Genomic DNA, 22,666 nt, shown 5'->3' on the forward strand with positions numbered 1-22,666 from the left:
CGCTCAGAAACGCAGGCGCACGCCGACCTGGGCGCCGCGATCCAGGGTGCGGCTGTCGCGCTCCTCGTCGAAGTCGGCATCCAGCTGGCGCACGCCCAGATAGCCATCCACGTTGGGGGTAAAGGCATAGCGTGCACGCAGGCCGACCTCGTAGCCCTCTTCGAGCTCACTGGTGGTCACCGCATCGGGGGTATAGTAGCCGTAGCCACCCAGCGAGACCGCCGGCAGGTTGGGCAGGTAGACGTAGCCGTAACCGCCGAGCCCCAGGCCGCCGCCATCGCCGACGTCGGTGTCATACTGGGTCCAGCGGGCACCGATGCCCACTTCGCGACGCGAGGTGTGCTGGCTGCCCATCAGCTGGGCGTGGTAGACGGTGGCGTCCTCGCGGTAGTCGCTGTCCACCACCCCGCCGCCGAGCTGGATGCCCTCCACGAGCTCGCCGGCCGCCTCGAACTGCACCGCATCCGACCCCAGGTTGAGGTCCAGGCTGGCGGCCTGGGCGAGGCCGGCACCGCCCAGCAGTACCAGGCCCGCCAGCAGCGTCTGTATCGATCTCATCATGCTCTCCCTATCCTGTGCCGTCGGCAAATCCTGTATGGTTCTTGTACAGCTTAGCGCAATCGGCCGTCACGCCACAGTGGAAACGCCGTACCGGGCACGATAGTCGCGAATGGCGGCGGCATGGCCACGCAGCGAATCGCCGGCATGCTCTTCAAGATAGGTCAGGACCATGTCCAGCGTCACGATGCTCACCACCGGCATGGCGTAGCGCGCCTCCACCTCCTGGATGGCGCTGAGGGCCTCGCCTTCGACCTCGGCGCTGCCGCGCTCCTGGCGATCCAGGGCGATCACCACCCCCGCGGCGCGGGCACCGGCCCCTTCGATCAGCGTCATCACCTCGCGGATGGCGGTGCCGGCGGTGATCACGTCGTCGATGATCAGGATATCCCCGGTCAGTTCGGCACCGACGATGGTGCCGCCTTCGCCATGGGCCTTGGCCTCCTTGCGGTTGAAGGCGTAGGGCAGGTCGCGGCCGTGGTGGTCGGCCAGCGCCACGGCGGTGGTGGTGGCCAGGGGAATGCCCTTGTAGGCAGGGCCGAAGAGCACGTCGAAGGCCGGCGCCTGGTCGGCGATGGCGCGGGCATAGAAACGCCCCAGGCGGGCCAGGGCGCCGCCGGTGCGAAACAGCCCGGCATTGAAGAAGTAGGGGCTGACGCGACCGGACTTGAGAGTGAACTCGCCGAAACGCAGCACGCCCTGTTCGATGGCAAACTCGATGAACTCACGCTGGTAGGGCTGCATGCGTCGATCCGCCACGGGGCCTCCTATCACGTTTATTGGCCTTGGCCATTTACCCAAACGTCGAAACGTCGGGTATCATACACGCGCGACGGTAAAGGGACCACGTATGAAAATAGCAACCATCAACGTCAACGGCATCCGCGAGGCCGTCGGGCGAGGCTTTCTCGACTGGCTGGCCAACCAGGACGCCGATGTCGTCTGTGTCCAGAATCTCAAGGCCAAGAGCTTCGAGCTGGACGACAGTATCCTCTATCCGGAAGGCTACGAGGGCTACTTCCTCGATGCCGAGCAAGACGGCTTCTCCGGGGTGGGGCTCTACTGCCGGAAGATCCCCAAGGCGATCATGTACGGGCTGGGCTTCCCCCAGTGCGACCACGAGGCGCGCTTCCTGCAGGCCGACTACGACCGCTTCAGCATCGCCAGCTTCCTGATGCCCGACGGCAGCGACCCGGCCGCCAAGCAGTCCTTCATGGCCCAGTACCAGGAGTACCTGAGCAAGATGGCTCGCAAGCGTCGCGAGTACATCATCTGCGGCACCTGGCACATCGCCCACAAGACCATTGACCTGGAGAACTGGGCCGACAACCAGGAGACCCCCGGCTTCACCCCCGAGGAGCGCGCCTGGATGGATCAGGTGTTCGGTCCCACCGGCTTCATCGATACCTTCCGCGAGATCAACCGCGACGCCGGTGAATATACCTGGTGGCCCAAGCTCGACCAGGAGGTGCCGCGCTCCCGTCAGGAGGGCTGGCGCATCGACTACCAGGTGGTGGGCCCCAACTTCCGCCGCCACGTGGTGGACGCCTGGATCGACTACGACGCCACCTTCTCGGAGTTCGCGCCGCTGATCGTCGAGTACGACCTGCCGCTCTGAACCTCCCTCCGTCGCCGTTCCGGGGCACCGGAACGCATCACGCCGGCCATCATGGCCGGCGTGATGCGTTGAGGGACCTTGCCCGGCGGCATCGCTTCCTGCCTAGCGCGGAATGCCCAGCGACTCACGCTGATGGTCGAACAGCTGCACGCCGGCGTTCTCGGCCAGCTCGAGCATGGCGTTGAGCTCGGCGCGGCTGAAGGTGCCCTTCTCGGCGGTGCCCTGCACCTCGATCAGGCTGCCATCCTCGGCCATCACCACGTTCATGTCGGTATCGGCGCCGCTATCTTCGGGGTAGTCCAGGTCCACCACCGGCACTCCCCTGAAGATGCCCACCGACACCGAGCTGACCAGCTGCTTGAAGGGGTCACCCTTGATCAGCTTGTTGCGCTGCAGGTAGCGGATGGCATCCACCAGCGCCACGCAGCCACCGGTAATGGAAGCGGTACGGGTGCCACCGTCGGCCTGGATCACGTCGCAATCCACGGTGATGGTGAATTCGCCCAGCTTCTTGAGGTTGACCGTCGCGCGCAGCGAGCGGCCGATCAGGCGCTGGATCTCCAGGGTACGGCCACCCTGTTTGCCGCGGGTCGCCTCGCGGCCGCCACGAGTGTGGGTGGCGCGGGGCAGCATGCCGTACTCGGCGGTGACCCAGCCCTGGCCCTTGCCGCGCAGCCAGCGCGGCACGCCGGGCTCGACACTGGCGTTGCACAGCACCTTGGTATCGCCGAACTCGACCAGCACCGAGCCTTCGGCATGGCGGGTGTAGTCGCGGGTCAGTCGGATCTCGCGGGGCTGTTCGGGGGCACGCCCGCTGGGGCGACGGAATTCGGTAGACATGGCACCTCGTGATCAGAGTCGGTTGGGGATCGGCTGGCCGTCATTCTACACGCTTGGCCCGGCGGTGACGGCGAATCGGTTACACTGCGGCCTGGCCACCACTCATGACTCACCACACTGTTCCACTCACCCAAGCTTTCCCCGGGAGCCTCGCCATGGTGCACAGCATGACCGCCTTCGCCCGCCAGGAGCGCGCCGCGCCCTGGGGCACCCTGCAGCTCGAGCTGCGCTCGGTGAACCAGCGCTATCTGGAGCCTCACTTCCGCCTGCCGGAGAGTCTGCGCGACCTGGAGCCGGCCTTTCGTGACGCCCTGCGCGCCCGCCTGGCGCGAGGCAAGGTGGAGGTCAGCCTGCGCTTCGACGCCGCCGGCGATAGCGCCGGACTCGCCGTGAACCCGGCACGGCTCGCCGAACTCTCCCGGGCCCTCGGCGAGGTACGTCAGGCCGTGGAAGACACCACCCCGCCCGACGCCCTGGCCCTGCTCGACTACCCCGGCGTGCTCGAGAACCGTGGCCCCGACCCCGAGACGATCAAGGCCGAGGCCCTGGCGCTGTTCGAGCGCGCCCTGGACGACCTGGTCGCCGGCCGCGCCCGGGAGGGCGACAAGCTCGCCGCCCTGATTCGCGAGCGACTCGCCGGCATCGAGGCCCAGGTGACCGAGGTGCGCCGCCTGATGCCACAGATCCTCGAGCGCCAACGTGCCCAGCTCCTCGAGCGCCTGGAGACGGTGATGGCCGAGCTCGACCCCCAGCGCCTGGAGGCGGAGCTCACCCTGCTGGCCCAGAAGGCCGACGTCGACGAGGAGCTCGACCGTCTGGCCACCCATGTCGCCGAGGTGAAGCGCCAGCTCGACCAGAAGGGTCCGGTGGGCCGGCGCCTGGACTTCCTGATGCAGGAGCTCAACCGCGAGGCCAACACCCTGTCGTCGAAATCGGTGGTCGCCAGCACCACCCGCTGCGCCGTGGAGCTCAAGGTGCTGATCGAACAGATGCGCGAGCAGGTGCAGAACATCGAGTGATATGATGGCGGCCATCACCGGCCTACTACCCAATCACCATGGAGATGCGCATGTCGCAAGGTACGCTGTTCGTCGTTTCCGCCCCCTCCGGCGCCGGCAAGACCAGTCTGGTGCGCGAGCTGGTCGAGAGCCTCGACGGCATCCAGGTCTCGGTCTCCCACACCACCCGGCCCCGCCGCGACGGCGAGGTAGACGGCGTCAACTACCACTTCGCGGACGTGCCCGGCTTCGAGGCGATGATCGAGCGCGGCGAGTTCTTCGAGTACGCCCGAGTGTTCGACAACTACTACGGCACATCGCGCCCGGCGGTGCAGGCCGCCCTGGCCGCAGGCCAGGATGTGATCCTGGAGATCGACTGGCAGGGCGCACGCCAGGTACGCCAGCAGCTTCCCGACGCGGTGTCAGTGTTCATCCTGCCGCCCTCCCGTGAAGAGCTGGAACGGCGCCTCTCCGGGCGCGGCACCGACGAACACGCGGTGATCGAGCGGCGCATGCGCGACGCGGTGAGCGAGATGTCCCACCACGACGAGTATGACTACCTGGTGATCAACGACGACTTCACCACCGCCCTGGACGAGCTGCGTGCTCTGGTGGTGTCACGGCGACTGACCCGCGAGCGCGCCGGTGCCACCCATGCCGCCCTGCTCCAGGCGCTGCTCGCCTGAGCCCTCCCCCCGTGGCGCTTGTCAGCGCTGCCGGGCGTCGAGTAACCTATCAGGTCTATCCATAGCGGACTCCCGTCCACGCGCCCACCGCGTGACCGACGCCGGGGTCCCGTCAGCTCTTCAGGAAGGCACCCATGGCGCGAGTCACAGTCGAAGATTGTCTGGAAAACGTCGAAAACCGCTTCAAGCTGGTGATGATCTCCACCCACCGCGCCCGCCAGCTGGCCCGCGGCTCCCGCGATGCCCAGCTGCCGTGGGAGAACGACAAGCCCACCGTCATGGCCCTGCGCGAGATCGCTGCCGGCCTGGTCGACGCCAGCGTGCTCGACGAGCCCGTCGAGGCCCTGGTGCGTCCGCCCCAGCCCCAGTACGGCAGCTTCACCGAGGAGTGATCCATGACGGCGCCCAGGCGCCGTCCTCCCCTTCCGGACACTCACGCAGGAGTCAGGGCGCGCCGCATGTTCACCATCGATGACCTGGCCGACCGTCTCGGCGGCTACCTACCCCAGGGCGAGATCCAGCAGGTCAAGCGTGCCTTCTACTACGCCGAGCAGGCCCACGACGGCCAGCGACGACGCTCCGGCGAGGCCTATGTGACACATCCTCTGGCCGTCGCCAACATCCTGGCTAACATGCATATGGACCATCAGAGCCTGATGGCGGCCATGCTGCATGACGTCATCGAGGATACCGGCGTCGGCAAGGAAGCCCTGGCCCGTCAGTTCGGCGCCCCGGTAGCAGAGCTGGTGGATGGCGTCTCCAAGCTGACCCAGATCGCCTTCGAGGACAAGGCGGTGGCCCAGGCGGAGAACTTCCAGAAGATGGTGATGGCGATGTCCCGGGACATCCGGGTAATCATCGTCAAGCTCGCCGATCGCCTGCACAACATGCGCACCCTGGGCGCCCTGCGTCCCGAGAAGAAGCGCCGCATCGCCCGCGAGACCCTGGAGATCTACGCCCGCATTGCCAGCCGGCTGGGCATCAACACCATCCGCGTGGAGCTGGAGGACCTCTCCTTCCACGCCCTCCACCCGATGCGGGCCGAACGCATCAAGCGCGCCGTCTCCAGCGCCCGGGGCCACCGTCGCTCGACGATCCGCCAGATCCAGAACAACCTGCAGCGCAGCCTGGACGACGAGGGGCTGCCCAGCACCGTGGTGGGGCGCCAGAAGCACCTGCTGTCGATCTACCGGAAGATGCGCGACCAGCGCAAGTCGTTCAACGAGATCATGGACGTCTTCGGCTTTCGCATCCTCACCGAGGATGTCGACAGCTGCTATCGCATCCTCGGCATGGTGCACAACCTCTACAAGCCGGTGCCCGGACGCTTCAAGGACTATATCGCCATCCCCAAGGCCAACGGCTACCAGAGCCTGCACACCACCCTGTTCGGTCCCGGCGGCATGCCCATCGAGGTGCAGATCCGTACCCGTGAAATGGAGGCCATGGCCAACAACGGCATCGCCGCCCACTGGCTCTACAAGGCGGGCCAGACCGACCACCCCATCGCCGAGGGTAGCCGCGCCCGGGCGCGCTCCTGGATCAAGGGGCTGCTGGAGATGCAGCGCCACGCCGGGGACTCGCTGGAGTTCATCGAGCACGTCAAGAACGACCTGTTCCCCGACGATATCTATGTGTTCACCCCCAAGGGCGACATCATGGAACTGCCCCAGGGCGCCACGGTGATCGACTTCGCCTACAGCGTACACACCGATATCGGCAACAGCACCATCGCCTGCCGCATCGACCGCCACCTGGCTCCCCTCTCGACCCGCCTGGAGAGCGGCCAGACCCTGGAGATCATCACCGCCCCCGGGGGGCGCCCCAACCTCTCCTGGCTCAACTTCGTGGCCACCGCCAAGGCGCGATCGGCGATCCGCCATGCCTTGAAACACCAGCAGCACACCGAGGCGGTCCAGCTCGGCCGACGACTGCTCAACAAGGCCCTCGGGGGGTTCGAGACCAGCCTGGAGGAGCTGCCCGACGGGCTGCTTCCCGGCCTGCTCGACGAGTTGGGCCTGAAGAACGAGGATGCCCTGCTCGAGTCCATCGGCCTCGGCTCGCGAGTCGCCCACGTGATCGCCCGGCGTCTGATGGACCTGCAACACGGCGAGGCGACGGTTCGCTCCAACCTCCCGGGCAGCCGCCAGCATGGCCCAATCGTGATCAGCGGCGCCGAAGGCATGGTCATCAAGTTCGCCCGCTGCTGTCACCCCCTGCCAGGCGACCCGGTGGTGGGCCACCTCTCGGTGGGCAAGGGCATCGTGGTGCACCGAGCCGAGTGCCGTAACCTAGGCGAACTGAAGGACGACCCCGAGAAGCTCTTCCCCCTGGAGTGGGCAGAGAACATCGACGAGGACTTCCCGGTGGCGCTGCGCCTCGAGGTGGAGAGCCGCCGTGGCCTGGTGGCCGAACTCGCCGGGGTGGTCACCGATGCCGATGCCAATATCGAGCGTATCGGCATCGAGGAGCGCGACGCCCACCTGGCCACGGTCAACCTGACCCTGGCGGTACGCGACCGCGTCCACCTGGCGCGCATCATCAAGCGGCTGCGCAACCTCTCCCACGTCGAGCGTATCAGCCGCCTGGGCAACTGACACTTCCCCCACCGGTCCGGTCGCCCCCGCCGGGGGCACCGGGCCGTTTCCTTGCTGTACAGAACCACAACGGAGCGACACCATGAGCAACAAGGCCGTGATCAACACCGAGAAGGCACCTGCCGCCATCGGCCCCTACTCCCAGGCCATCAAGGCCGGCAACACCGTCTACCTCTCCGGCCAGATCCCCCTGGACCCGGCCACCATGGAACTGGTCTCCGACGACTTCGAGGCCCAGGCCCGCCAGGTCTTCACCAACCTGCGTAGCGTCTGCGAGGAGGCCGCCGGCTCCCTGCAGGACATCGTCAAGCTGAACCTCTACCTGGTCGACCTGGGCCAGTTCGCCGTGGTCAACGCCATGATGGAGGAGTTCTTCGAGAAGCCCTATCCGGCACGCGCCGCCATCGGCGTCAAGGCGCTGCCCAAGGGCGCACAGTTCGAGGCCGAGGGTGTCATGGTCATCGGCGACTGACCGAGCCGTGCGACTATTTCTGGCTCTGGAGCCCCCGCCCGCGCTGCGCGCGCGGTTGGGGGCGCTGGCCGACCTCGCCCAGGCGCAGTGCGGCGGGCGGCGGGTGCCGGACGAGAGCCTGCACCTGACCCTGGCCTTCCTCGGCGAGGTGGAGACCGCACGGGCCGAGACACTGATCGAGTGGCTGCAGGGCGAGGCGCCCCAAGGCGGCGAGTGGCGTCTGGATCGCTGGGGAACCTTCCGCAGGCCGGGCATCGTCTGGGTTGGCGGAAGCACGCCCGACCCGGCACTCGCCGCTCTGCAGGCGCGACTGTGGGACGGGCTGGAGGCCCTCGGCCATGGCGGGCCGCCGACGCGTTTCGTGCCCCACATCACCCTGCTGCGCCGGGCGCGGCGCCTCTCCATCGAGGCGCTGCCGCCGGTCGACCTCACCTGGCGCTGGCGTCGCCTGACGCTGCTGCGCTCCTTTACCCTGGATGACGGGCCACGTTACGAGGTTCTGGCCCGCTCGGCCTGAACGGCCTGAACGGCCTGAACGGCCAGGAGTCAGGCCTTCTCCGGCAGGAATCCGCCCTCCCGCAGCACCTGCGCATACCCCTCGCGAAAGCTGGGATAGCGGAACTGGTAGCCGCTCTCCAGCAGACGGGCGTTGCTGCAGCGCTTGCTGGCGCGGCGGCGCAGCGGCGACTGGATGGTCTCCGTGGCCTCCACCTTGAGCTGCCTGGCCAACCAGGCCATGACATCGTGGAGCGGTGCCGGCTCGCAGTCGGTGGCCAGATAGAGCTCCTCTACGCTCTCGCCCTCCAGCACCCGGCCGATCAGGTGGGCCAGCACCCCGGCGCAGTCGTCGCGGTGGATGCGGTTGGTGTACATGGCGGGGCTCGGCGGGGCGATACGCCCCTCGCCCACCTGACGGATCAGGCGATCGCGGCCGGGGCCGTAGATGCCCGAGAAGCGCACCACGCTGCCGGGCAGGGCGTGGTCGAGCAGTGCCCGCTCGGCCTCGCACATCAGCTGGCCCGAGAAGCCGGTGGGATCGGTGGGGCTCGCCTCGTCCACCGTCTCGCCGTCACGCTGGGCATAGACGCTGGTGGAGGAGACGAAGAAGACATGCCGCGGCGCCTTTTCGCGCGCGCCGAACTCGGCCAGGGCGGCCGCCAGCCCCTCGGGGTAGGCGGCACGATAGGCGGCCTCCTCGAAGCGGTCGGCGCTGGCCACGTAGACCAGGATATCGGCGTCGGGCAGCGCGGCCAGGCTGGCCGGGTCGGTAAGGTCGGCGGCGACCGCCTCCAGGCCAGAGTCCCTGAGCGACTCGGCGCTGCGCCGGGCGCCGATCACGCGCTGGCCTTGTGCCTGGAGGCGTTGGCCCAGCGCCGTGCCGATGTCACCGCAGCCCAGAATCAGTGTGGTTGTCTTCACCTTTGCCTCGCCCCCTGATAAAAAGTCCCTATTGGAAATCCACGAGGATGCCGTCCAGGCAACCCAGATGACTCTAACAGAACTCCGCTACATCGTGACACTGGCACAGGAACGCCACTTTGGTCGTGCCGCCGAACGCTGCTTCGTCTCCCAGCCGACCCTCTCGGTGGCGGTGAAGAAGCTCGAGGAGGAGCTCGGCGTGCCGCTCTTCGAGCGTTCCAAGTCCACGGTCCAGGTCACGCCGCTGGGCGAGAAGATCGTCGAGCAGGCCCAGCGGGTGCTGGAGCAGACCAGCGTGATCAAGGAGCTGGCCTCCGCGGGGCGCGACCAGCTGGCGAGCCCCCTGCGCATCGGCGCCATCTACACCATCGGCCCCTACCTCTTCCCCCACCTGGTGCCGGAACTGGCGCGCAGTGCCCCGCAGATGCCGCTCTATATCGAGGAGGGCTTCACCGGCAACCTGCGCCGCAAGCTGAGAAGCGGCGAGCTCGACGCCATCATCGTCGCCCTGCCCTTCACCGAGACCGACGTGCTTACCAAGGCCCTCTACGAGGAGGAGTTCGAGGTGCTGGTGCCGGCGGACCACGCCTGGGCCGGCCGCGACTGCGTGTACAAGGAGGAGCTGCTCCAGGAGCGCCTGCTGCTGCTCGGAGAGGGCCACTGCTTCCGAGACCAGATCCTCGAGGCCTGTCCGGCGATCAGCCAGAAGCTCAACAGCCCCCACAACACCCTGACCGCCGAAGGCGGCTCGCTGGAGACCATCCGCCATATGGTGGCCTCCAAGCTCGGTATCACCGTGCTGCCGCACTCGGCCATCGGCACCGTCCACTATGAGAGTGGCCTGCTCGCCAGCGTACCCTTCGCGGCCCCCGCCCCGACGCGCACCGTGGCCATCGCCTGGCGCGCCAGCTTCCCGCGGCCCAAGGCGATCGACGCCATCACCGACGCCGTCGCTCGCTGCCGCCAGGCCGACCCCGCCTCGGCATGAGCGCCGACCAGACGGCTCTCGACGCGCCGGTCACCTCGCTCAAGGGCGTCGGCGAGGCGCTGGCCCAGAAACTCTCCCGGCTGCGCATCGACAGCGTGGCCGACCTGCTCTTCCACCTGCCGCTGCGCTACCAGGATCGCACCCGCATCACCCCCATCGGCACCCTGCGCGCCGGCCACGAGGCGGTGGTGGAGGGCGAGGTGGTGGCCGCCGAGGTGGTGCGCGGCCGCCGGCGCAGCCTGCTGGTGCGCCTCAAGGACGGCAGCGGCATACTCAGCCTGCGCTTCTTCCACTTCTCGCCGGCCCAGCAGCAGCAGTTCCAGCCCGGCACCTGGGTACGCGGCTTCGGCGAGGCCCGCGCCGGTGCCACCGGACTCGAGCTCTACCACCCCGAGTATCGCCTGCTCAAGGCCGATGCCCCGCCGGTGGAAGACCACCTCACCCCGATCTACCCCGCCACCGAGGGACTGCACCAGACCCGGCTGCGGGCACTGATCGAGCAGGCCCTGGCGCGCCTCGACGCTGCCCCCGAAGCGCTCCCCGACTGGATCACCGAGGATCTGCGCCAACGCTTCCGGCTGCCCGAGCTGCACCGCTGCCTGCACGTGCTCCACCAGCCACCGCCGGAGGTCGACCCCGAGCAGCTGGCGAGTGGCCGCCACCCGGCCACCCGCCGCCTGGCGCTGGAGGAGCTGCTCGCCCACCGCCTCAGCCTGCAGGCGGTACGCCTGCAGATCCAGCAGGATGGTGCCCCGGCCCTGCCCTCGGGGCGTGGCCTGCAGGCGCGCTTCCTGACCCAGCTGCCCTTCTCGCTGACCGCCGCCCAGCGCCGAGTGCTCGACGAGATCGCCGCCGACCTGGGCCGGGAGGTGCCCATGCTGCGCCTGGTGCAGGGCGACGTGGGCTCCGGCAAGACGGTGGTGGCCGCCATGGCGGCACTCTCCGCCATCGCCGGCGACTGCCAGGCGGCCATGATGGCCCCAACCGAGATACTCGCCGAGCAGCACTACCGGGCCTTCAGGGCCTGGTTCGCACCCCTGGGCATCGAGGTGGCGTGGCTGGCCGGCAAGCTCAAGGGCAAGGCGCGCCTGGACACCAAGGCAGCTATCCAGGACGGCCGCGCGCGCATGGTGGTGGGCACCCACGCGCTCTTCCAGGGCGACGTGCACTTCCAGCGCCTGGGACTGGCGATCGTCGACGAGCAACATCGCTTCGGGGTCCACCAGCGTTTGGCGCTGCGAGAGAAGGGCGAGGCCGGCGGCCTCACGCCCCACCAGCTGGTGATGACCGCCACCCCCATCCCGCGCACCCTGGCGATGAGCGCCTACGCCGACCTGGATGTCTCGGTGATCGACGAACTGCCCCCCGGTCGCACCCCGGTGAAGACCGTGGCGATGCCCGACGAGCGGCGTCCCGAGGTGGTCGAGCGCATCCGCCACGCCTGCACCGAGGGACGCCAGGCCTACTGGGTCTGCACCCTGATCGAGGAGTCCGAGGTGCTGGAGTGCCAGGCCGCCGAGGCGACCCGGGACGAACTCACCGAGGCACTGCCGGAACTCGCCATCGGCCTGGTCCACGGGCGCATGAAGGCCGCCGAGAAGGCGGAGGTGATGGATGCCTTCAAGGCCGGGGAGCTGGACCTGCTGGTGGCCACCACGGTGATCGAGGTGGGGGTCGACGTGCCCAACGCCAGCCTGATGATCATCGAGAACCCCGAGCGGCTGGGGCTCTCCCAGCTGCACCAGTTGCGCGGCCGGGTCGGGCGCGGCGCCACCAACAGCTTCTGCGTGCTGCTCTACCATCCGCCGCTCTCCGCCCACTCCAAGGAGCGCCTGGCGGTGATGCGCGAGACCACCGACGGCTTTCGCATCGCCGAGAAGGACCTGGAGCTGCGCGGCCCCGGAGAAGTTCTGGGCACCCGCCAGACGGGCCTTGCCCAGATGAAGATCGCCGACCTGGAACGCGACGCCGACCTGCTGGACCGCGTCGCCCCCCTGGCCGAGGCGCTGATGGCCACCCACCCCGAGGCCAGCCAGCCACTGATTCGCCGCTGGCTGGGCGAAGAGGCCGGCCGCTACGGACAGGTGTGACGGTCGCAAGCCCGCAAGATCCCGGTCAAGGCTGATCCTCGATCAGCCTTGCCGAGGCTTCCCGCAGCGGCGCCAGCTGATGACCGATCAGCTCAAGCTGAGCCCCCAGCAGAGAGTCCGGCGCCGCCTCGCTCACCTCCAGGGAGGCATGCGGATCGATCGGTTCCCGCCGCTCCAGCGCCCGGGCCAGGCCGTCCAGTTCGGCGAGGACCGCCTCGGCCAGCGCACTCTCCGCCGGTGTCACGCCGCGACTCTCGCCGCGATGGGCGCCCAGCGCGGAAAGATAGTTGAGCAGGGTGTGGGCGTGGAGCTGGAAGGGCAGCCCGCGGTCGACGTCGCGGCGGAAGGGACCTGGCTCCTGCTGCACATTGGCCAGCATCGCGGCGAGCTCCGCATCGGCGTTGTGGGCATTGCGGCGAGCCAGGCGATAGGCCAGGTCGTCGCGCTTGCCGCTGGCATACTGCTCGACCAGCGCCGCCAGATAGTCGCGCCCCGCCGCCAGGGTGGCGGCTGCCTGACGATGCAGCCGCCTGCCCTGCCAGTCGGGCAGGATCGTCAGCACGGCAAGCCCGGCGATGCCGGCGCCCAGCAGGGTATCCATCAGCCGCGGCCAGATCAGCCCGAAACCATCCCCCACCTGGTTGAAGCAGCTCAGCACCATCAGGGTGATCGCCCCCGTGGCCAGGGTGTAGTGGCGCCCGCGCAGGGCGAAGAACGCGACCCCGGCGACCACCGCGATCCCCGCCTGGAGCGCCGGCGACGGGAACAGGCTGATCAGCGCCCAGCCCACCACCAGCCCCAGCACCGTGCCCAGGATGCGCTGCCAAAGGAAGCGCCGAGTGGCGCCGAAGCTGGGCCGGCAGACGAACAGGCTGGTCAGCAGGATCCAGTAGCCCTGGGTGGGATGGATCAGGTGCAGGACCGCATAGCCAGCGACCAGGGTGGCAGCCAGGCGCACGGCGTGACGGAACACCGGCGAGCGCGGGGTCAGCTGGGCCTGAAGGCGTTCGACCACGTCACCCAGGCCCCGGGGGGTGCGGTCATGGAGTGCATCATCGTCCCCCTCGCCGAGCTCCGGATGGCGCGCGCCGGCCAGGGCTCGCTCCAGGGTCGCCAGATTATCGGCCACGGCCCCCAGGGGGGGCAGCAGCGGCTGGCTCTCGTCGGATATCGTCCCCCGCAGGTGCACCAGGGAGGCCTCCAGGTCGACCAGTGCCTGCTCGCTGGGGGCCAGGTCGAAGGAGCGCTTGAGCAGCAGGCCCCGGGCCAGGGTCCGGCACGCCTCGCCCTGGGCCTGGAGCACCCGCTGGACGCGGAACAGCACGTCGTGATGGAAGAAGGCCTCGGCCAGCTCGGCATAGGGGGAGTGGGAGGAACTGGCCCGCTCGTGGATATCCTGGGCGATGAAGTAGAGACGCAGGTAGCGCGCCAACCGCGGCGAGGCGCGCTGCCCCTCCAGGCGACGAAAGAGGCGCTCCTTGGCGTCGTTGAGGGCCTCCACCACCCGGCCGTTCTGGCGCGCCAGCGCCAGGCGCCGACCCTCCACATCCAGCCCGCGCAACGGCTCGAAGAGCGCTGCCTTGAGTCCGAGGTAGCGGGCCAGCTCGCGGTAGACCCTCGCCATGGCCAGCTGCAGCGGCTGACGCGAGAAGAGCGCACACCACGCCACGGAGATCACGCCATACCAGGCGGCACCCGCCACCAGCAGCGCCGGCTCACGCCACAGTTCGCCCAGCGCCGGGCTGCCGCGCTGCTCGAGGCTGATCAGGGTGTAGATGGTCAGGATCAGGGTGGCATTGGCGATGGTCGCGTAGCGCTGGCTGACCGCGCCGAGCATGGTCATGCCAAAGGCCGCCAGGCCCAGGGTCACCACCAGGGGCCAGGGGTGGGCGAAGAGCAGCTCCATCGCCAGGGAGGCCAGCGCAAAGCAGACCAGGGTGACCAGCAGGGCGGCAAGCCGGCCGGACCACTCATCATCGGTCTCGGCCAGGGCACTGGCGATGGCACCCAGGAACAGCGGAATCAGGCTGGCCATGTCGCCGCGCCACCAGCACAGCAGCGTGATACCGGCCAGGGCGATGAAGACCCGCAGGCTGTAAGCGGCAGGCTCGAGGGTCCAGAAGCGGCGCAGGACCAGGGTGGGGGACATGGCGGGCACGGATCTCCCGCGGTCAGAGGTGGCGCAGCAGCTTCTGCAGACGCTGGAGATCGGCGGCGTCGCCGACCAGGCGCACGCGCCCATCCATCATGCCGTCGAGGAAGACCTGCTGGGTCGGCTTGCGCAGCACCTCGAGCGCGGTGGCCGCGTCCTCGAAGCGCAGCTCCAGGTCGAGGTCCACGGGCAGGCCGCGGCCATGCTCGATGCCGCGGGGCGACATGCGATAGTGGCGGGCGATGGAGAGGTCCTCGGTGGCCACCCCCCAGTCGAGGCCGCGCATCTCGCCGAGCAGCTCGCGGAAGCGGGGCTTGCGACGCAGGGCGCGGGTGAGCAGCCAGCCCAGCACCCAGAGCATCAGTTTCAACTTCATGTCATCACCACCGGATCCCTGGAGGGTGGAAACGAAGACGCCTGGCGCCGGAACCTGGCCAGGCGTCCCGGGGTTACCTTCCCGGAGTTACTTGGCCACGGCGTCCTTGAGCCCCTTGCCCGGCTTGAAGGCTACCGTCTTGCTGGCCGGAATGGTCAGCGGCTGGCCGGTCTGGGGGTTCTTGCCGGTGCGCGCGGCGCGCTCGCGCACGGCAAAGGTGCCGAAGCCGATCAGTGAGACATCCTGTCCCTGGGAGACACTCCCGGTGATCTCGTCGAGGATGACATTGAGGACCTGGCTCGCCTTGTCCTTCGACAGGTCGGCACGCTCGGCAATCGCCGCCGCGAGTTCTGGCTTACGCATACAACCCTCCTGGTGTGGCACTGGATCCCGGCGCATCGCACGGGATGTTGTTGTCATGGCAGACGGCGCTCGCCGTTCACCCGGTAACGTCACCGGGCGACGGGCGAACGGCGTCGAAAGGTACGCTGCGGCGACCGCCACGGGTCGCCATCGCCGGTCTAGCCTAGCAACGCCGGCGCAGCCCGCGCCAGTTCGACTTTCCGACGCACGCAGGCGCCTGTCAACGCAAATCCGATCAAACGTCCGTCCTCGGCCTCGGCCAGGGCAGTGAGATCCCCCGCCTCCCCTTCGATCCGCCAGCGTGCCGGGGCACACATGGGCGGCAGCGCCACCACCGGCAGCAGCGGCGTCTTGACCAGCACCGGCCAGGCGCCGTAGCGCACCGGGGTGGGTGTGCCGGTCAGGGTGTGGGCCAGGGCCCGAGCGGAGGCCTGGAGCGGCTGCACGTACATGGCGTTGACCCCCTCGACGCAGGCCACATCGCCCAGCGCATAGACATCCGCCGCCGAGGTGGCGAGGGTCCGATCGGTGTGGATTCCCGCGGCGCTGACCGCGAGGCCCGCCGCCTCGGCCAGCGCCGTGCGGGGCGACAGGCCGGTGGCCAACAGGATCAGGTCGGCCACCACGGCAGTGCCGTCCTCGAGACATACCAACGCATCGCCGCCCTCGGCCTGGAGTCCCACGACACCCGCGCCCAGGTGCAGGCCCATGCCGGCATCCCGGAAGGCCTCGCCCAGCGCACGCCCCAGCGGCTCGGGAAGCAGGCGCGGCAGCGGCGCGGCCTCCGGTGCCACCAGGCTCACCCGGTGGCCGCCGGCCAGCAGGTCGTTGGCGAACTCGCAGCCCACCAGGCCGGCACCCACGATGGCCACCCGGGCCGGCCGGCCCAGGTCGCTCACTGCGGCGTGGAAGGCGCGGTAATCGTCCAGGTCGTTGACCGTCATCACCCGTCCGGCCAGGGCCTCGGGCACGTCGAAGGGGGTGACCGGTGCCGCCCCGGCGGCCAGCACCAGCTCCCCGTAGTCCAGCCGCTCCTCGCCGATGCGCAGGGTATGGGCCCGGGTGTCGATGGCCTCGACCCGGGTATGGGTTCGCACCACCGCGTTCAGGGACTCGGCGATCGCCAGGGCGCTGCGGGCGGCAAGCCGCTCGGGCGGCAGCCCCTTGGCGAAGCCGGTGGAGAGCAGCGGCTTGGAGTAGTCGTCGCCGCTGTCGGCGGTGATCAGGGTCACCGGTCGCTCGGTGTCAAGGGCGCGCAGCTGGCGCAACAGGCCGAGACCCGCCATGCCGCTGCCGAGGATGGTCAAGGGGGCGCTCATGGGTCTCCTCGTCGAGGAAGGGGGATGGTGGCGCATGGTACACTACCCGGCCCCAAGGATGGACACGGAGCCCGTGGTGCCCGATTCCACACGTCACGCCCTGCCCGGTCCGGTGCGCTGGCTGCCGCTGGCCGCGGCGCGGCCCGCCATGAGCCCCGCCTGGCGGCGCTGGGTCGGCTCCCGAGATTCTCTGACCCTGCGACTCACCGAGGCCGGTCGGCCGCGCCCCTTCCAGGTCCAGCTGCTCGACCAGCGTACCGGAACCCCGCGGCGCGACGAGGCCCAGGCCCTCGCCCTGCCACCGGGACGCCAGGCCTGGCTGCGCGAGGTCGCACTGTGCCTGGGCGAATCACCCTGGGTGGTGGCGCGTTCGGTGGCCCCCCTTGAGGGGCTGCCCGCCCATGACCTGGAGCATCTCGGCGAACGCTCCCTGGGCAGCTGGCTGTTCCGCCAGCCGGACCTCGAGCGCGGAGAGATCGAGGTGACCCGCGCCCCTGCCGGCTTCCACCCAGACCGCGGGCCCTGGGGGCGCCGCTCGGTGTTTCGCCACGGCGACTTCCGCGTGCTGGTGCAGGAATGGTTCCTCGACGCCATGGCGGATGACCTCGGCCTGCCTTCGCGCTAGGCTCTGGGATTCCCGATGCCCAGGGGCGCCGGGGATACGCCGAAGAGGAGGTCCTACGCCAGGGAAGGCGTCGGTAGCGCCCAGGGAAGGGTTCACAGCGCCTCCGGAAGGCCGGCCCCGCTCGAAGGCGTATCACCGGAACAGCCCAGTCAGCGCATCCCCCCACTCCACAACCCACCGCGAGGTAGAGATGGACCGCTCCCTGATGCGCCCCACGGGCCTGGCCCGGATACCCGACTTCCTGCGCCTGATGCGCCTCGACCGCCCCATCGGCACCTGGCTGCTGATGTGGCCCACCCTGTGGGCGCTGTGGGTAGCCGCCGAGGGCCTGCCGGAGCGCCACCTGCTGCTGATCTTCGTCGCCGGCGTCTACCTGATGCGCGCCGCCGGCTGCGTGGTCAACGACTACGCCGACCGCCACTTCGACGGCCACGTCAAGCGGACCCTGGATCGCCCCCTGGCCACCGGCCGCATCAGCGAAGGCGAGGCCCAGGCGCTGTTCCTGCTGCTGGTGCTCGCGGCCTTCGTGGTGGTGCTGTTCACCAACCTGTTCACGGTCCTGCTGTCGATCGGCGGCCTGATCCTGGCCTTCATCTACCCCTTCATGAAGCGCTACACCCACCTGCCCCAGCTCTTCCTGGGGGCCGCCTTCTCCTGGGCGATCCCCATGGCCTTCGGCGCGGTGCTCGGCCAGGTGCCCTTCGAGGCGTGGCTGCTGTTCGCCGCCAATGTGGTATGGACCGTGGCCTACGACACCCAGTACGCCATGGTCGACCGCGACGACGACCTGAAGATCGGCATCAAGTCCACCGCGGTGCTGTTCGGCGGCGCCGACCGCTTCATGATCGGCCTGCTGCAGCTGGTGACGCTGGCACTTCTGGCCTGGGCCGGGGCACGGCTCGACCTGGGCGGTTTCTTCTGGCTGGGCCTGGCGGCCATGGCCGCCACCTTCGCCTGGCAGCACTGGCTGATCCGCGAACGCGAACGCGAGCCCTGCTTCCGGGCCTTCCTCAATAACTACTGGTCGGGGCTGCTGGTGTTCGCCGGCATCGCCCTGAGCCTGTGGCCGGGCATCCAGTAGGGCAGTGCTGTCACTCCAGTGTCATAATGGCGTGGTGCAATCGACATCGACCCGTCATTGACCCGAGGCTTCAGGATGACCGCCAAGACCGTACTGATTGTCGACGATGAAGCGCCGATCCGCGAGATGATCGCGATGGCGCTGGAGATGGCCGACTATCGTGTGCTCGAGGCGGACAACGCCCAGACCGCCCACGCCATGGTGGTGGATCACCAGCCCGACCTGCTGCTGCTCGACTGGATGATGCCCGGCACCAGCGGCATCGAGCTGGCGAGGCGCCTCAAGCGCGAGGAGACCACCGCCGAGCTTCCGATCATCATGCTCACCGCCAAGGGCGAGGAGGACAACAAGATCCAGGGGCTCGAGTCCGGTGCCGATGACTACATCACCAAGCCCTTCTCGCCCCGCGAGCTGGTGGCGCGCCTCAAGGCCGTGCTGCGCCGCGCCACACCGCGCGGCGTCGAGGATCCGGTGGAGGTGGAGGGACTGCTGCTCGACCCGGTCAGCCATCGGGTCAGCGCCGACGGCCAGGGGCTGGAGATGGGTCCCACCGAGTACCGCCTGTTGCAGTTCTTCATGACCCACCAGGAGCGCGCCTACACCCGCAGCCAGCTGCTGGACCAGGTGTGGGGCGGTAACGTCTACGTCGAGGAGCGTACCGTCGACGTGCATATCCGCCGCCTGCGCAAGGCGCTGGGCGAGCGCCACCAGCATCTGGTACAGACGGTGCGCGGCACCGGCTACCGGTTCTCCGCCAAGGCCTGATGTGAGGCTCTGGAAGCGCGAGCTGTGGCGTCTTCTTCTGCTGGCTGGCCTGGGCCTGGCGATCGGCTGGCCGCTGGGTGCACCGGGAGTCGGCCTGGCCCTGGGTCTCGCGCTGTGTCTCGGCTACCACCTCTATCAGTTGCGCAGCCTCTACCGTTGGCTGACCCATGACACCCAGGCGGAGCCGCCCTCGGCCGCGGGGCTGTGGGGCGACCTGATGGACCGCCTCTACCGCTATCAGAAGGGCCAGCGCATCACCCAGGGGCGGCTGCTCAGCACCCTGCGGCGTATCCAGGAGTCCTCCGAGGCGATGCGCGACAGCGTGGTGATGCTCGACCGCCATGGCGACATGGAGTGGTGGAACAGCGCTGCGGAGCAGATGCTGGGGCTGAAGGCGGCGCTGGATCGCGGTCACCACATCACCAACCTGCTGCGCGACCCACGCTTCGTCGACTACTTCCACCGTCGCGACTACCGCGAACCCCTGACCCTGCCCTCGCCCATCGACGAGCGCATGATCCTGCAATTCCAGATCACCCTCTACGGCGACGACGAGCGCCTGCTGATGGCCCGCGACATCACCCGCCTGCACCGCCTGGAGGAGATGCGCCGCGACTTCGTGGCCAACGTCTCCCATGAGCTGCGCACGCCGCTCACGGTGCTCGCCGGCTACCTGGAGACCTATGCCGACCAGGCCGAGCTGCTACCCCCCCGCCTGGGGCGCGGCCTCGCCAGCATGCAGGAGCAGACCACGCGCATGCAGAACCTGGTCCAGGACCTGCTGCTGCTGTCGCGGCTGGAGATCGACCGCGGCGGCGCCGACCATGTACCACTGGACATGGCCGCACTGCTGGAGAGCGTCAGACGCGACGCCGAGGCGCTCTCCGGCGGGCGCCATGTCATCACGGTGGAGCTCAAGGAGCCGCGGGCCCTGACGGGCAGCGAGCAGGAGGTCCGCAGCGCCCTCTCCAACCTGGCCTTCAACGCCGTGCGCTATACCCCCGAAGGCAGCCATGTCACCCTGAGCTGGCGCCCAGGCCCCGACCACGGCGCCTGCCTGGAGGTGATCGACGACGGCGAGGGCATCGATCCGGTGCATATCCCGCGCCTTACCGAGCGCTTCTACCGGGTCGACAAGGGGCGCAGCGCGGCCACCGGCGGTACCGGCCTGGGCCTGGCCATCGTCAAGCATGTGCTGCTGCGCCATGATGCCCGCCTGGAGATCGATTCCCTGCCCCACCAGGGGGCCACCTTCCGCTGCGTCTTCCCTGCCACCCGGCTGGCAACCGGCACCCACGCCGGCTGACGCCTCAGCCGCGGCGCGCCGGCAGGTCGCGATAGTGGCCATCCCACATCAGCACCCCAGCAGCCACCGCCCCGGGCAGCAGGAAGAGGTTGGCCAGCGGCAGCCAGGTAATCAGGGTGACCCCGCCACCGTAGCTCAGCGTCGGCCACCAGCGGGACTTCAGGCGGCGCCGCATGTCGGCGAAGCTCACCTTGTTGTTGTCCATGGGGTAATCGAGGTAGGTGATCGCCATCATCCAGGCCGAGAACAGTGCCCACAGCAGCGGTGCTGCCAGGTTGACCACCGGGATCCAGCTGATCACGAACAGCGCCGCCATGCGCGGCAGGATGTAGGCGAGCTTGACCATCTCGCGGCCCAGCGCATCCACCGCGGTCTTGGCCAGGCCACGGTCGTCGAGGGGCGCCCTGCCGGTGGCGGCGATCTCCACCTTCTCGGCCAGGAAGCCGTAGAAGGGCGCGGCGATGATATGGGTCACCAGGGTGAAGGTGAAGAACACCGCCAGCACCAGGCTGAGCACGAACAGCGGCCAGATCAGCCACTCCAGCCAGGCGAGCCAGCCGGGCACCATGGCCATCCAGTGATCCAGCCAGCTGCCGAAGTTGGCCAGAACGAACCACAGCATGGCGACATAGACCAGCAGGTTCACGACGATGGGAGCAAACACGTAGCGGCGCAGGCCGGCCCCGTAGACCAGACGGGTGCCACGGGCCAGGGCCGTGAAGGCATCAAGCATTGCAGTTCCTTGCGAGAGCGACGACCAATGAAAGCAGGCCATCACCCTGTGGCGATGGCCTGCGCTATTGACGATGAATCGCCGCCCGAGGTCAATCCCTGCGCGAGATCGCCTCGGCGTCGAGGTCCTCGGGGTCGGTGTGGCGGATGTCCATGCCCTTGACCAGGTAGACCACGTACTCGGCCAGGTTGTTGGCGTGGTCACCGATACGCTCCAGGGCACGCAGGATCCACATCAGGCTGAGCACCGGCGAGATCGAGCGCGCATCCTCCATCATGAAGGTCATCAGCGAACGCATGGCGCTCTGGTACTCGTTGTCAACCTGCTCATCCTCGTGGACCAGCTTGAGCGCCAGCTCGGTGTCGAAGCGGGCAAAGGAGGTCAGGGCGTCACGCACCATGCGCCGCACATGCTCGCTGATCATGCGAACCTCGACGAAACCGCGGCTGCCGTTGTCGCCGTCGATCAGCTCACAGGCGTTGCGAGCGATCTTGCTCGCCTCGTCGCCGATGCGCTCCAGGTCGGAGCCGGCACGGATCACCGCCAGCACCAGGCGCAGGTCGGAGGCGGTGGGCTGGCGGCGCGCCAGCACCTGGGTGCACTCCGCGTCGATCTTGATCTGCATGTCGTTGACCGCGCGGTCATTCTCGACCACCTGGCGGCCCAGCGCGGAATCGCCCTCGAGCAGGGCAGTGACGGCGTCCTGAACCTGCTTCTCGACCAGCCCCCCCATCGCCATCAGGTGGGTCTTGAGCTCCTCGAGCTCCTGGTTGAACTGCCGGGAAATATGCTGGCTGTGGATATCGCTGCTGATGTCCATGGGACTCTCCTTGGGGCCGGACCATTCAGGTCATGCGCCCGGTGATGTAGTTCTCGGTGCGCCGCAGGCGCGGATTGGTGAACAGCGTCCGGGTGGGGCCGTACTCCACCAGTTCGCCCTGCTGCAGGAAGGCGGTGTAGTCGGAGACCCGCGCCGCCTGCTGCATGTTGTGGGTGACCAGTACCAGGCTGAGCCGCGACTTCAGGTTGCGGATCAGTTCCTCGATCTTCAGGGTCGAGATCGGATCCAGGGCCGAGGCCGGCTCGTCGAGCAGCAGCACCTCGGGCTGCACGGCCAGGGTACGGGCGATGACCAGGCGCTGCTGCTGGCCGCCGGAGAGGGTCCACGCCGAGGCGCGCAGGCGATCCTTTACCTCCTCCCACAGCGCCGCCGACTGCAGGGCCCACTCGACCGTATCGTCCATCTCGCGCTTGCGCATGCCGCCCTGCAGGCGCAGACCGAAGGCCACGTTGTCATAGATCGACATGGGGAAGGGGTTGGGTGCCTGGAACACCATGCCCACCCGACGCCGCAACTCCGCCACGTCCACCTGAGGGGCGTGGATATCCTGCCCTTCGAGACGGATCTCGCCGCGCCGCACCACCTCCTCGTTGAGGTCGTGGAGCCGATTGAGGGCGCGCAGCAGGGTCGACTTGCCGCAGCCCGACGGCCCGATGAAGGCCGTCACCCGATGCCGCGGAATACGCAGCGTGAGATCGCGCAGCGCCGGCTTCTCGCCATAGGCGAGACTCAGGCCAGCGATCTCCAGGCTGCTCTCGGCGGCCGCGAAATCGATGATCGGCCCGCCGGCGGCGGATGACGAGGTGAAAACGGACACGAAACAGGCTCTCCCTGGGGCC

At 68.7% G+C, this 22,666-nt stretch carries 24 protein-coding genes; 13 read left to right on the forward strand and 11 right to left on the reverse strand.

The window, feature by feature from the left end; all coding sequences use genetic code 11:
- Positions 1–3 precede the first annotated feature (3 nt).
- Both GRB96_RS09230 and pyrE read right to left on the reverse strand, forming a co-directional pair.
- The gene (locus GRB96_RS09230; protein ID WP_161433065.1) at positions 4–558 is read right to left on the reverse strand and encodes a YfaZ family outer membrane protein; all 555 of its coding nucleotides are present in this window, start codon (positions 556–558) and stop codon (positions 4–6) included.
- Between the two features lie 69 nt (positions 559–627).
- The gene (gene pyrE / locus GRB96_RS09235) at positions 628–1,302 is read right to left on the reverse strand and encodes an orotate phosphoribosyltransferase (RefSeq protein ID WP_161433066.1); all 675 of its coding nucleotides are present in this window, start codon (positions 1,300–1,302) and stop codon (positions 628–630) included.
- 106 nt (positions 1,303–1,408) lie between these two features.
- Here pyrE and GRB96_RS09240 point away from each other — a divergent pair, with 106 nt between their 5' ends.
- Positions 1,409–2,176, forward strand: coding sequence for an exodeoxyribonuclease III (locus tag GRB96_RS09240; RefSeq protein ID WP_161431870.1), 768 nt, complete (start codon positions 1,409–1,411; stop codon positions 2,174–2,176).
- 102 nt (positions 2,177–2,278) lie between these two features.
- Here the strand turns inward: GRB96_RS09240 and rph are convergent, their stop codons facing one another.
- Positions 2,279–3,016, reverse strand: a complete 738-nt coding sequence (rph, locus tag GRB96_RS09245; protein ID WP_161431871.1) for a ribonuclease PH — start codon at positions 3,014–3,016, stop codon at positions 2,279–2,281.
- Positions 3,017–3,171: 155 nt separating this feature from the next.
- On the opposite strand from rph, the gene GRB96_RS09250 reads away from it, so the two are divergent.
- The 6 genes from GRB96_RS09250 to thpR all read left to right on the forward strand — a co-directional run bounded on the left by GRB96_RS09250 (position 3,172) and on the right by thpR (position 8,286).
- Positions 3,172–4,035, forward strand: a complete 864-nt coding sequence (locus GRB96_RS09250) for a YicC/YloC family endoribonuclease (protein WP_161431872.1) — start codon at positions 3,172–3,174, stop codon at positions 4,033–4,035.
- Positions 4,036–4,085: 50 nt separating this feature from the next.
- The gene (gene gmk, locus GRB96_RS09255; RefSeq protein ID WP_161431873.1) at positions 4,086–4,700 is read left to right on the forward strand and encodes a guanylate kinase; all 615 of its coding nucleotides are present in this window, start codon (positions 4,086–4,088) and stop codon (positions 4,698–4,700) included.
- 134 nt (positions 4,701–4,834) lie between these two features.
- Entirely contained in the window at positions 4,835–5,092 is a 258-nt protein-coding gene (rpoZ, locus tag GRB96_RS09260) for a DNA-directed RNA polymerase subunit omega (protein ID WP_161431874.1), read from the forward strand.
- A gap of 66 nt (positions 5,093–5,158) precedes the next feature.
- Positions 5,159–7,297: a RelA/SpoT family protein gene (locus GRB96_RS09265; RefSeq protein WP_161431875.1), complete on the forward strand. Its 2,139-nt coding sequence runs from the start codon at positions 5,159–5,161 to the stop codon at positions 7,295–7,297.
- Between the two features lie 82 nt (positions 7,298–7,379).
- The gene (locus tag GRB96_RS09270) at positions 7,380–7,769 is read left to right on the forward strand and encodes a RidA family protein (protein WP_161431876.1); all 390 of its coding nucleotides are present in this window, start codon (positions 7,380–7,382) and stop codon (positions 7,767–7,769) included.
- 7 nt (positions 7,770–7,776) lie between these two features.
- Complete coding sequence (gene thpR, locus GRB96_RS09275) at positions 7,777–8,286, forward strand: RNA 2',3'-cyclic phosphodiesterase (protein WP_161431877.1); 510 nt, start codon at positions 7,777–7,779, stop codon at positions 8,284–8,286.
- Between the two features lie 29 nt (positions 8,287–8,315).
- Here thpR and GRB96_RS09280 read toward each other — a convergent pair whose 3' ends face one another.
- Positions 8,316–9,188, reverse strand: coding sequence for an NAD-dependent epimerase/dehydratase family protein (locus GRB96_RS09280; RefSeq protein WP_161431878.1), 873 nt, complete (start codon positions 9,186–9,188; stop codon positions 8,316–8,318).
- A 67-nt stretch (positions 9,189–9,255) separates the two neighbouring features.
- Here GRB96_RS09280 and GRB96_RS09285 point away from each other — a divergent pair, with 67 nt between their 5' ends.
- Together GRB96_RS09285 and recG are read left to right on the forward strand one after the other, a co-directional pair.
- Positions 9,256–10,176 (forward strand): hydrogen peroxide-inducible genes activator, encoded by a 921-nt coding sequence (locus GRB96_RS09285; RefSeq protein WP_161431879.1) that lies wholly within the window; start codon positions 9,256–9,258, stop codon positions 10,174–10,176.
- Positions 10,173–12,266: an ATP-dependent DNA helicase RecG gene (gene recG / locus GRB96_RS09290; protein ID WP_161431880.1), complete on the forward strand. Its 2,094-nt coding sequence runs from the start codon at positions 10,173–10,175 to the stop codon at positions 12,264–12,266. Before GRB96_RS09285 ends, recG begins: the two co-directional genes overlap by 4 nt.
- 25 nt (positions 12,267–12,291) lie before the next feature.
- Here the strand turns inward: recG and yccS are convergent, their stop codons facing one another.
- The 4 genes from yccS to GRB96_RS09310 all read right to left on the reverse strand — a co-directional run bounded on the left by yccS (position 12,292) and on the right by GRB96_RS09310 (position 16,476).
- Positions 12,292–14,415, reverse strand: coding sequence for a YccS family putative transporter (gene yccS / locus GRB96_RS09295; RefSeq protein WP_161431881.1), 2,124 nt, complete (start codon positions 14,413–14,415; stop codon positions 12,292–12,294).
- A 22-nt stretch (positions 14,416–14,437) separates the two neighbouring features.
- The gene (locus GRB96_RS09300) at positions 14,438–14,794 is read right to left on the reverse strand and encodes a hypothetical protein (RefSeq protein ID WP_161431882.1); all 357 of its coding nucleotides are present in this window, start codon (positions 14,792–14,794) and stop codon (positions 14,438–14,440) included.
- An 87-nt stretch (positions 14,795–14,881) separates the two neighbouring features.
- The gene (locus GRB96_RS09305; RefSeq protein ID WP_161431883.1) at positions 14,882–15,157 is read right to left on the reverse strand and encodes an HU family DNA-binding protein; all 276 of its coding nucleotides are present in this window, start codon (positions 15,155–15,157) and stop codon (positions 14,882–14,884) included.
- A gap of 158 nt (positions 15,158–15,315) precedes the next feature.
- Positions 15,316–16,476: an FAD-dependent oxidoreductase gene (locus tag GRB96_RS09310; protein WP_161431884.1), complete on the reverse strand. Its 1,161-nt coding sequence runs from the start codon at positions 16,474–16,476 to the stop codon at positions 15,316–15,318.
- A gap of 148 nt (positions 16,477–16,624) precedes the next feature.
- On the opposite strand from GRB96_RS09310, the gene GRB96_RS09315 reads away from it, so the two are divergent.
- The 4 genes from GRB96_RS09315 (at position 16,625) to phoR (ending at position 20,253) form a co-directional block, all read left to right on the forward strand.
- The gene (locus GRB96_RS09315) at positions 16,625–17,101 is read left to right on the forward strand and encodes a chorismate--pyruvate lyase family protein (protein WP_161433067.1); all 477 of its coding nucleotides are present in this window, start codon (positions 16,625–16,627) and stop codon (positions 17,099–17,101) included.
- Positions 17,102–17,291: 190 nt separating this feature from the next.
- Positions 17,292–18,182: a 4-hydroxybenzoate octaprenyltransferase gene (ubiA, locus tag GRB96_RS09320; RefSeq protein WP_161431885.1), complete on the forward strand. Its 891-nt coding sequence runs from the start codon at positions 17,292–17,294 to the stop codon at positions 18,180–18,182.
- A 75-nt stretch (positions 18,183–18,257) separates the two neighbouring features.
- Positions 18,258–18,947: a phosphate regulon transcriptional regulator PhoB gene (phoB, locus tag GRB96_RS09325; protein ID WP_161431886.1), complete on the forward strand. Its 690-nt coding sequence runs from the start codon at positions 18,258–18,260 to the stop codon at positions 18,945–18,947.
- Position 18,948: 1 nt separating this feature from the next.
- Positions 18,949–20,253 (forward strand): phosphate regulon sensor histidine kinase PhoR, encoded by a 1,305-nt coding sequence (gene phoR / locus GRB96_RS09330; RefSeq protein WP_161431887.1) that lies wholly within the window; start codon positions 18,949–18,951, stop codon positions 20,251–20,253.
- Positions 20,254–20,257: 4 nt separating this feature from the next.
- On the opposite strand, the gene cysZ is transcribed toward phoR, so the two are convergent.
- From cysZ to pstB, 3 genes are all read right to left on the reverse strand, one after another.
- Complete coding sequence (gene cysZ / locus GRB96_RS09335; RefSeq protein WP_161431888.1) at positions 20,258–20,986, reverse strand: sulfate transporter CysZ; 729 nt, start codon at positions 20,984–20,986, stop codon at positions 20,258–20,260.
- Between the two features lie 91 nt (positions 20,987–21,077).
- Complete coding sequence (phoU, locus tag GRB96_RS09340) at positions 21,078–21,806, reverse strand: phosphate signaling complex protein PhoU (RefSeq protein ID WP_161431889.1); 729 nt, start codon at positions 21,804–21,806, stop codon at positions 21,078–21,080.
- 25 nt (positions 21,807–21,831) lie between these two features.
- The gene (pstB, locus tag GRB96_RS09345; RefSeq protein ID WP_338074053.1) at positions 21,832–22,605 is read right to left on the reverse strand and encodes a phosphate ABC transporter ATP-binding protein PstB; all 774 of its coding nucleotides are present in this window, start codon (positions 22,603–22,605) and stop codon (positions 21,832–21,834) included.
- Positions 22,606–22,666 lie beyond the last annotated feature (61 nt).

Origin of the sequence: Halomonas alimentaria, assembly GCF_009902005.1 — a bacterium.
Lineage (GTDB): Bacteria > Pseudomonadota > Gammaproteobacteria > Pseudomonadales > Halomonadaceae > Halomonas > Halomonas alimentaria.

What these genes read in the sequence shown, in the direction of transcription:
- GRB96_RS09310 (WP_161431884.1), bottom strand. Translation starts at nt 16,476, where the DNA reads ATGAGCGCCCCCTTGACCATCCTCGGCAGCGGCATGGCGGGTCTCGGC.
- rph (WP_161431871.1), bottom strand. Translation starts at nt 3,016, where the DNA reads ATGTCTACCGAATTCCGTCGCCCCAGCGGGCGTGCCCCCGAACAGCCC.
- GRB96_RS09230 (WP_161433065.1), bottom strand. Translation starts at nt 558, where the DNA reads ATGAGATCGATACAGACGCTGCTGGCGGGCCTGGTACTGCTGGGCGGT.
- GRB96_RS09270 (WP_161431876.1), top strand. Translation starts at nt 7,380, where the DNA reads ATGAGCAACAAGGCCGTGATCAACACCGAGAAGGCACCTGCCGCCATC.
- yccS (WP_161431881.1), bottom strand. Translation starts at nt 14,415, where the DNA reads ATGTCCCCCACCCTGGTCCTGCGCCGCTTCTGGACCCTCGAGCCTGCC.
- phoB (WP_161431886.1), top strand. Translation starts at nt 18,258, where the DNA reads ATGACCGCCAAGACCGTACTGATTGTCGACGATGAAGCGCCGATCCGC.
- GRB96_RS09300 (WP_161431882.1), bottom strand. Translation starts at nt 14,794, where the DNA reads ATGAAGTTGAAACTGATGCTCTGGGTGCTGGGCTGGCTGCTCACCCGC.
- recG (WP_161431880.1), top strand. Translation starts at nt 10,173, where the DNA reads ATGAGCGCCGACCAGACGGCTCTCGACGCGCCGGTCACCTCGCTCAAG.
- phoU (WP_161431889.1), bottom strand. Translation starts at nt 21,806, where the DNA reads ATGGACATCAGCAGCGATATCCACAGCCAGCATATTTCCCGGCAGTTC.
- pyrE (WP_161433066.1), bottom strand. Translation starts at nt 1,302, where the DNA reads ATGCAGCCCTACCAGCGTGAGTTCATCGAGTTTGCCATCGAACAGGGC.
- cysZ (WP_161431888.1), bottom strand. Translation starts at nt 20,986, where the DNA reads ATGCTTGATGCCTTCACGGCCCTGGCCCGTGGCACCCGTCTGGTCTAC.
- GRB96_RS09265 (WP_161431875.1), top strand. Translation starts at nt 5,159, where the DNA reads ATGTTCACCATCGATGACCTGGCCGACCGTCTCGGCGGCTACCTACCC.
- GRB96_RS09305 (WP_161431883.1), bottom strand. Translation starts at nt 15,157, where the DNA reads ATGCGTAAGCCAGAACTCGCGGCGGCGATTGCCGAGCGTGCCGACCTG.
- gmk (WP_161431873.1), top strand. Translation starts at nt 4,086, where the DNA reads ATGTCGCAAGGTACGCTGTTCGTCGTTTCCGCCCCCTCCGGCGCCGGC.
- rpoZ (WP_161431874.1), top strand. Translation starts at nt 4,835, where the DNA reads ATGGCGCGAGTCACAGTCGAAGATTGTCTGGAAAACGTCGAAAACCGC.
- GRB96_RS09250 (WP_161431872.1), top strand. Translation starts at nt 3,172, where the DNA reads ATGGTGCACAGCATGACCGCCTTCGCCCGCCAGGAGCGCGCCGCGCCC.
- ubiA (WP_161431885.1), top strand. Translation starts at nt 17,292, where the DNA reads ATGGACCGCTCCCTGATGCGCCCCACGGGCCTGGCCCGGATACCCGAC.
- GRB96_RS09315 (WP_161433067.1), top strand. Translation starts at nt 16,625, where the DNA reads ATGAGCCCCGCCTGGCGGCGCTGGGTCGGCTCCCGAGATTCTCTGACC.
- GRB96_RS09240 (WP_161431870.1), top strand. Translation starts at nt 1,409, where the DNA reads ATGAAAATAGCAACCATCAACGTCAACGGCATCCGCGAGGCCGTCGGG.
- GRB96_RS09285 (WP_161431879.1), top strand. Translation starts at nt 9,256, where the DNA reads ATGACTCTAACAGAACTCCGCTACATCGTGACACTGGCACAGGAACGC.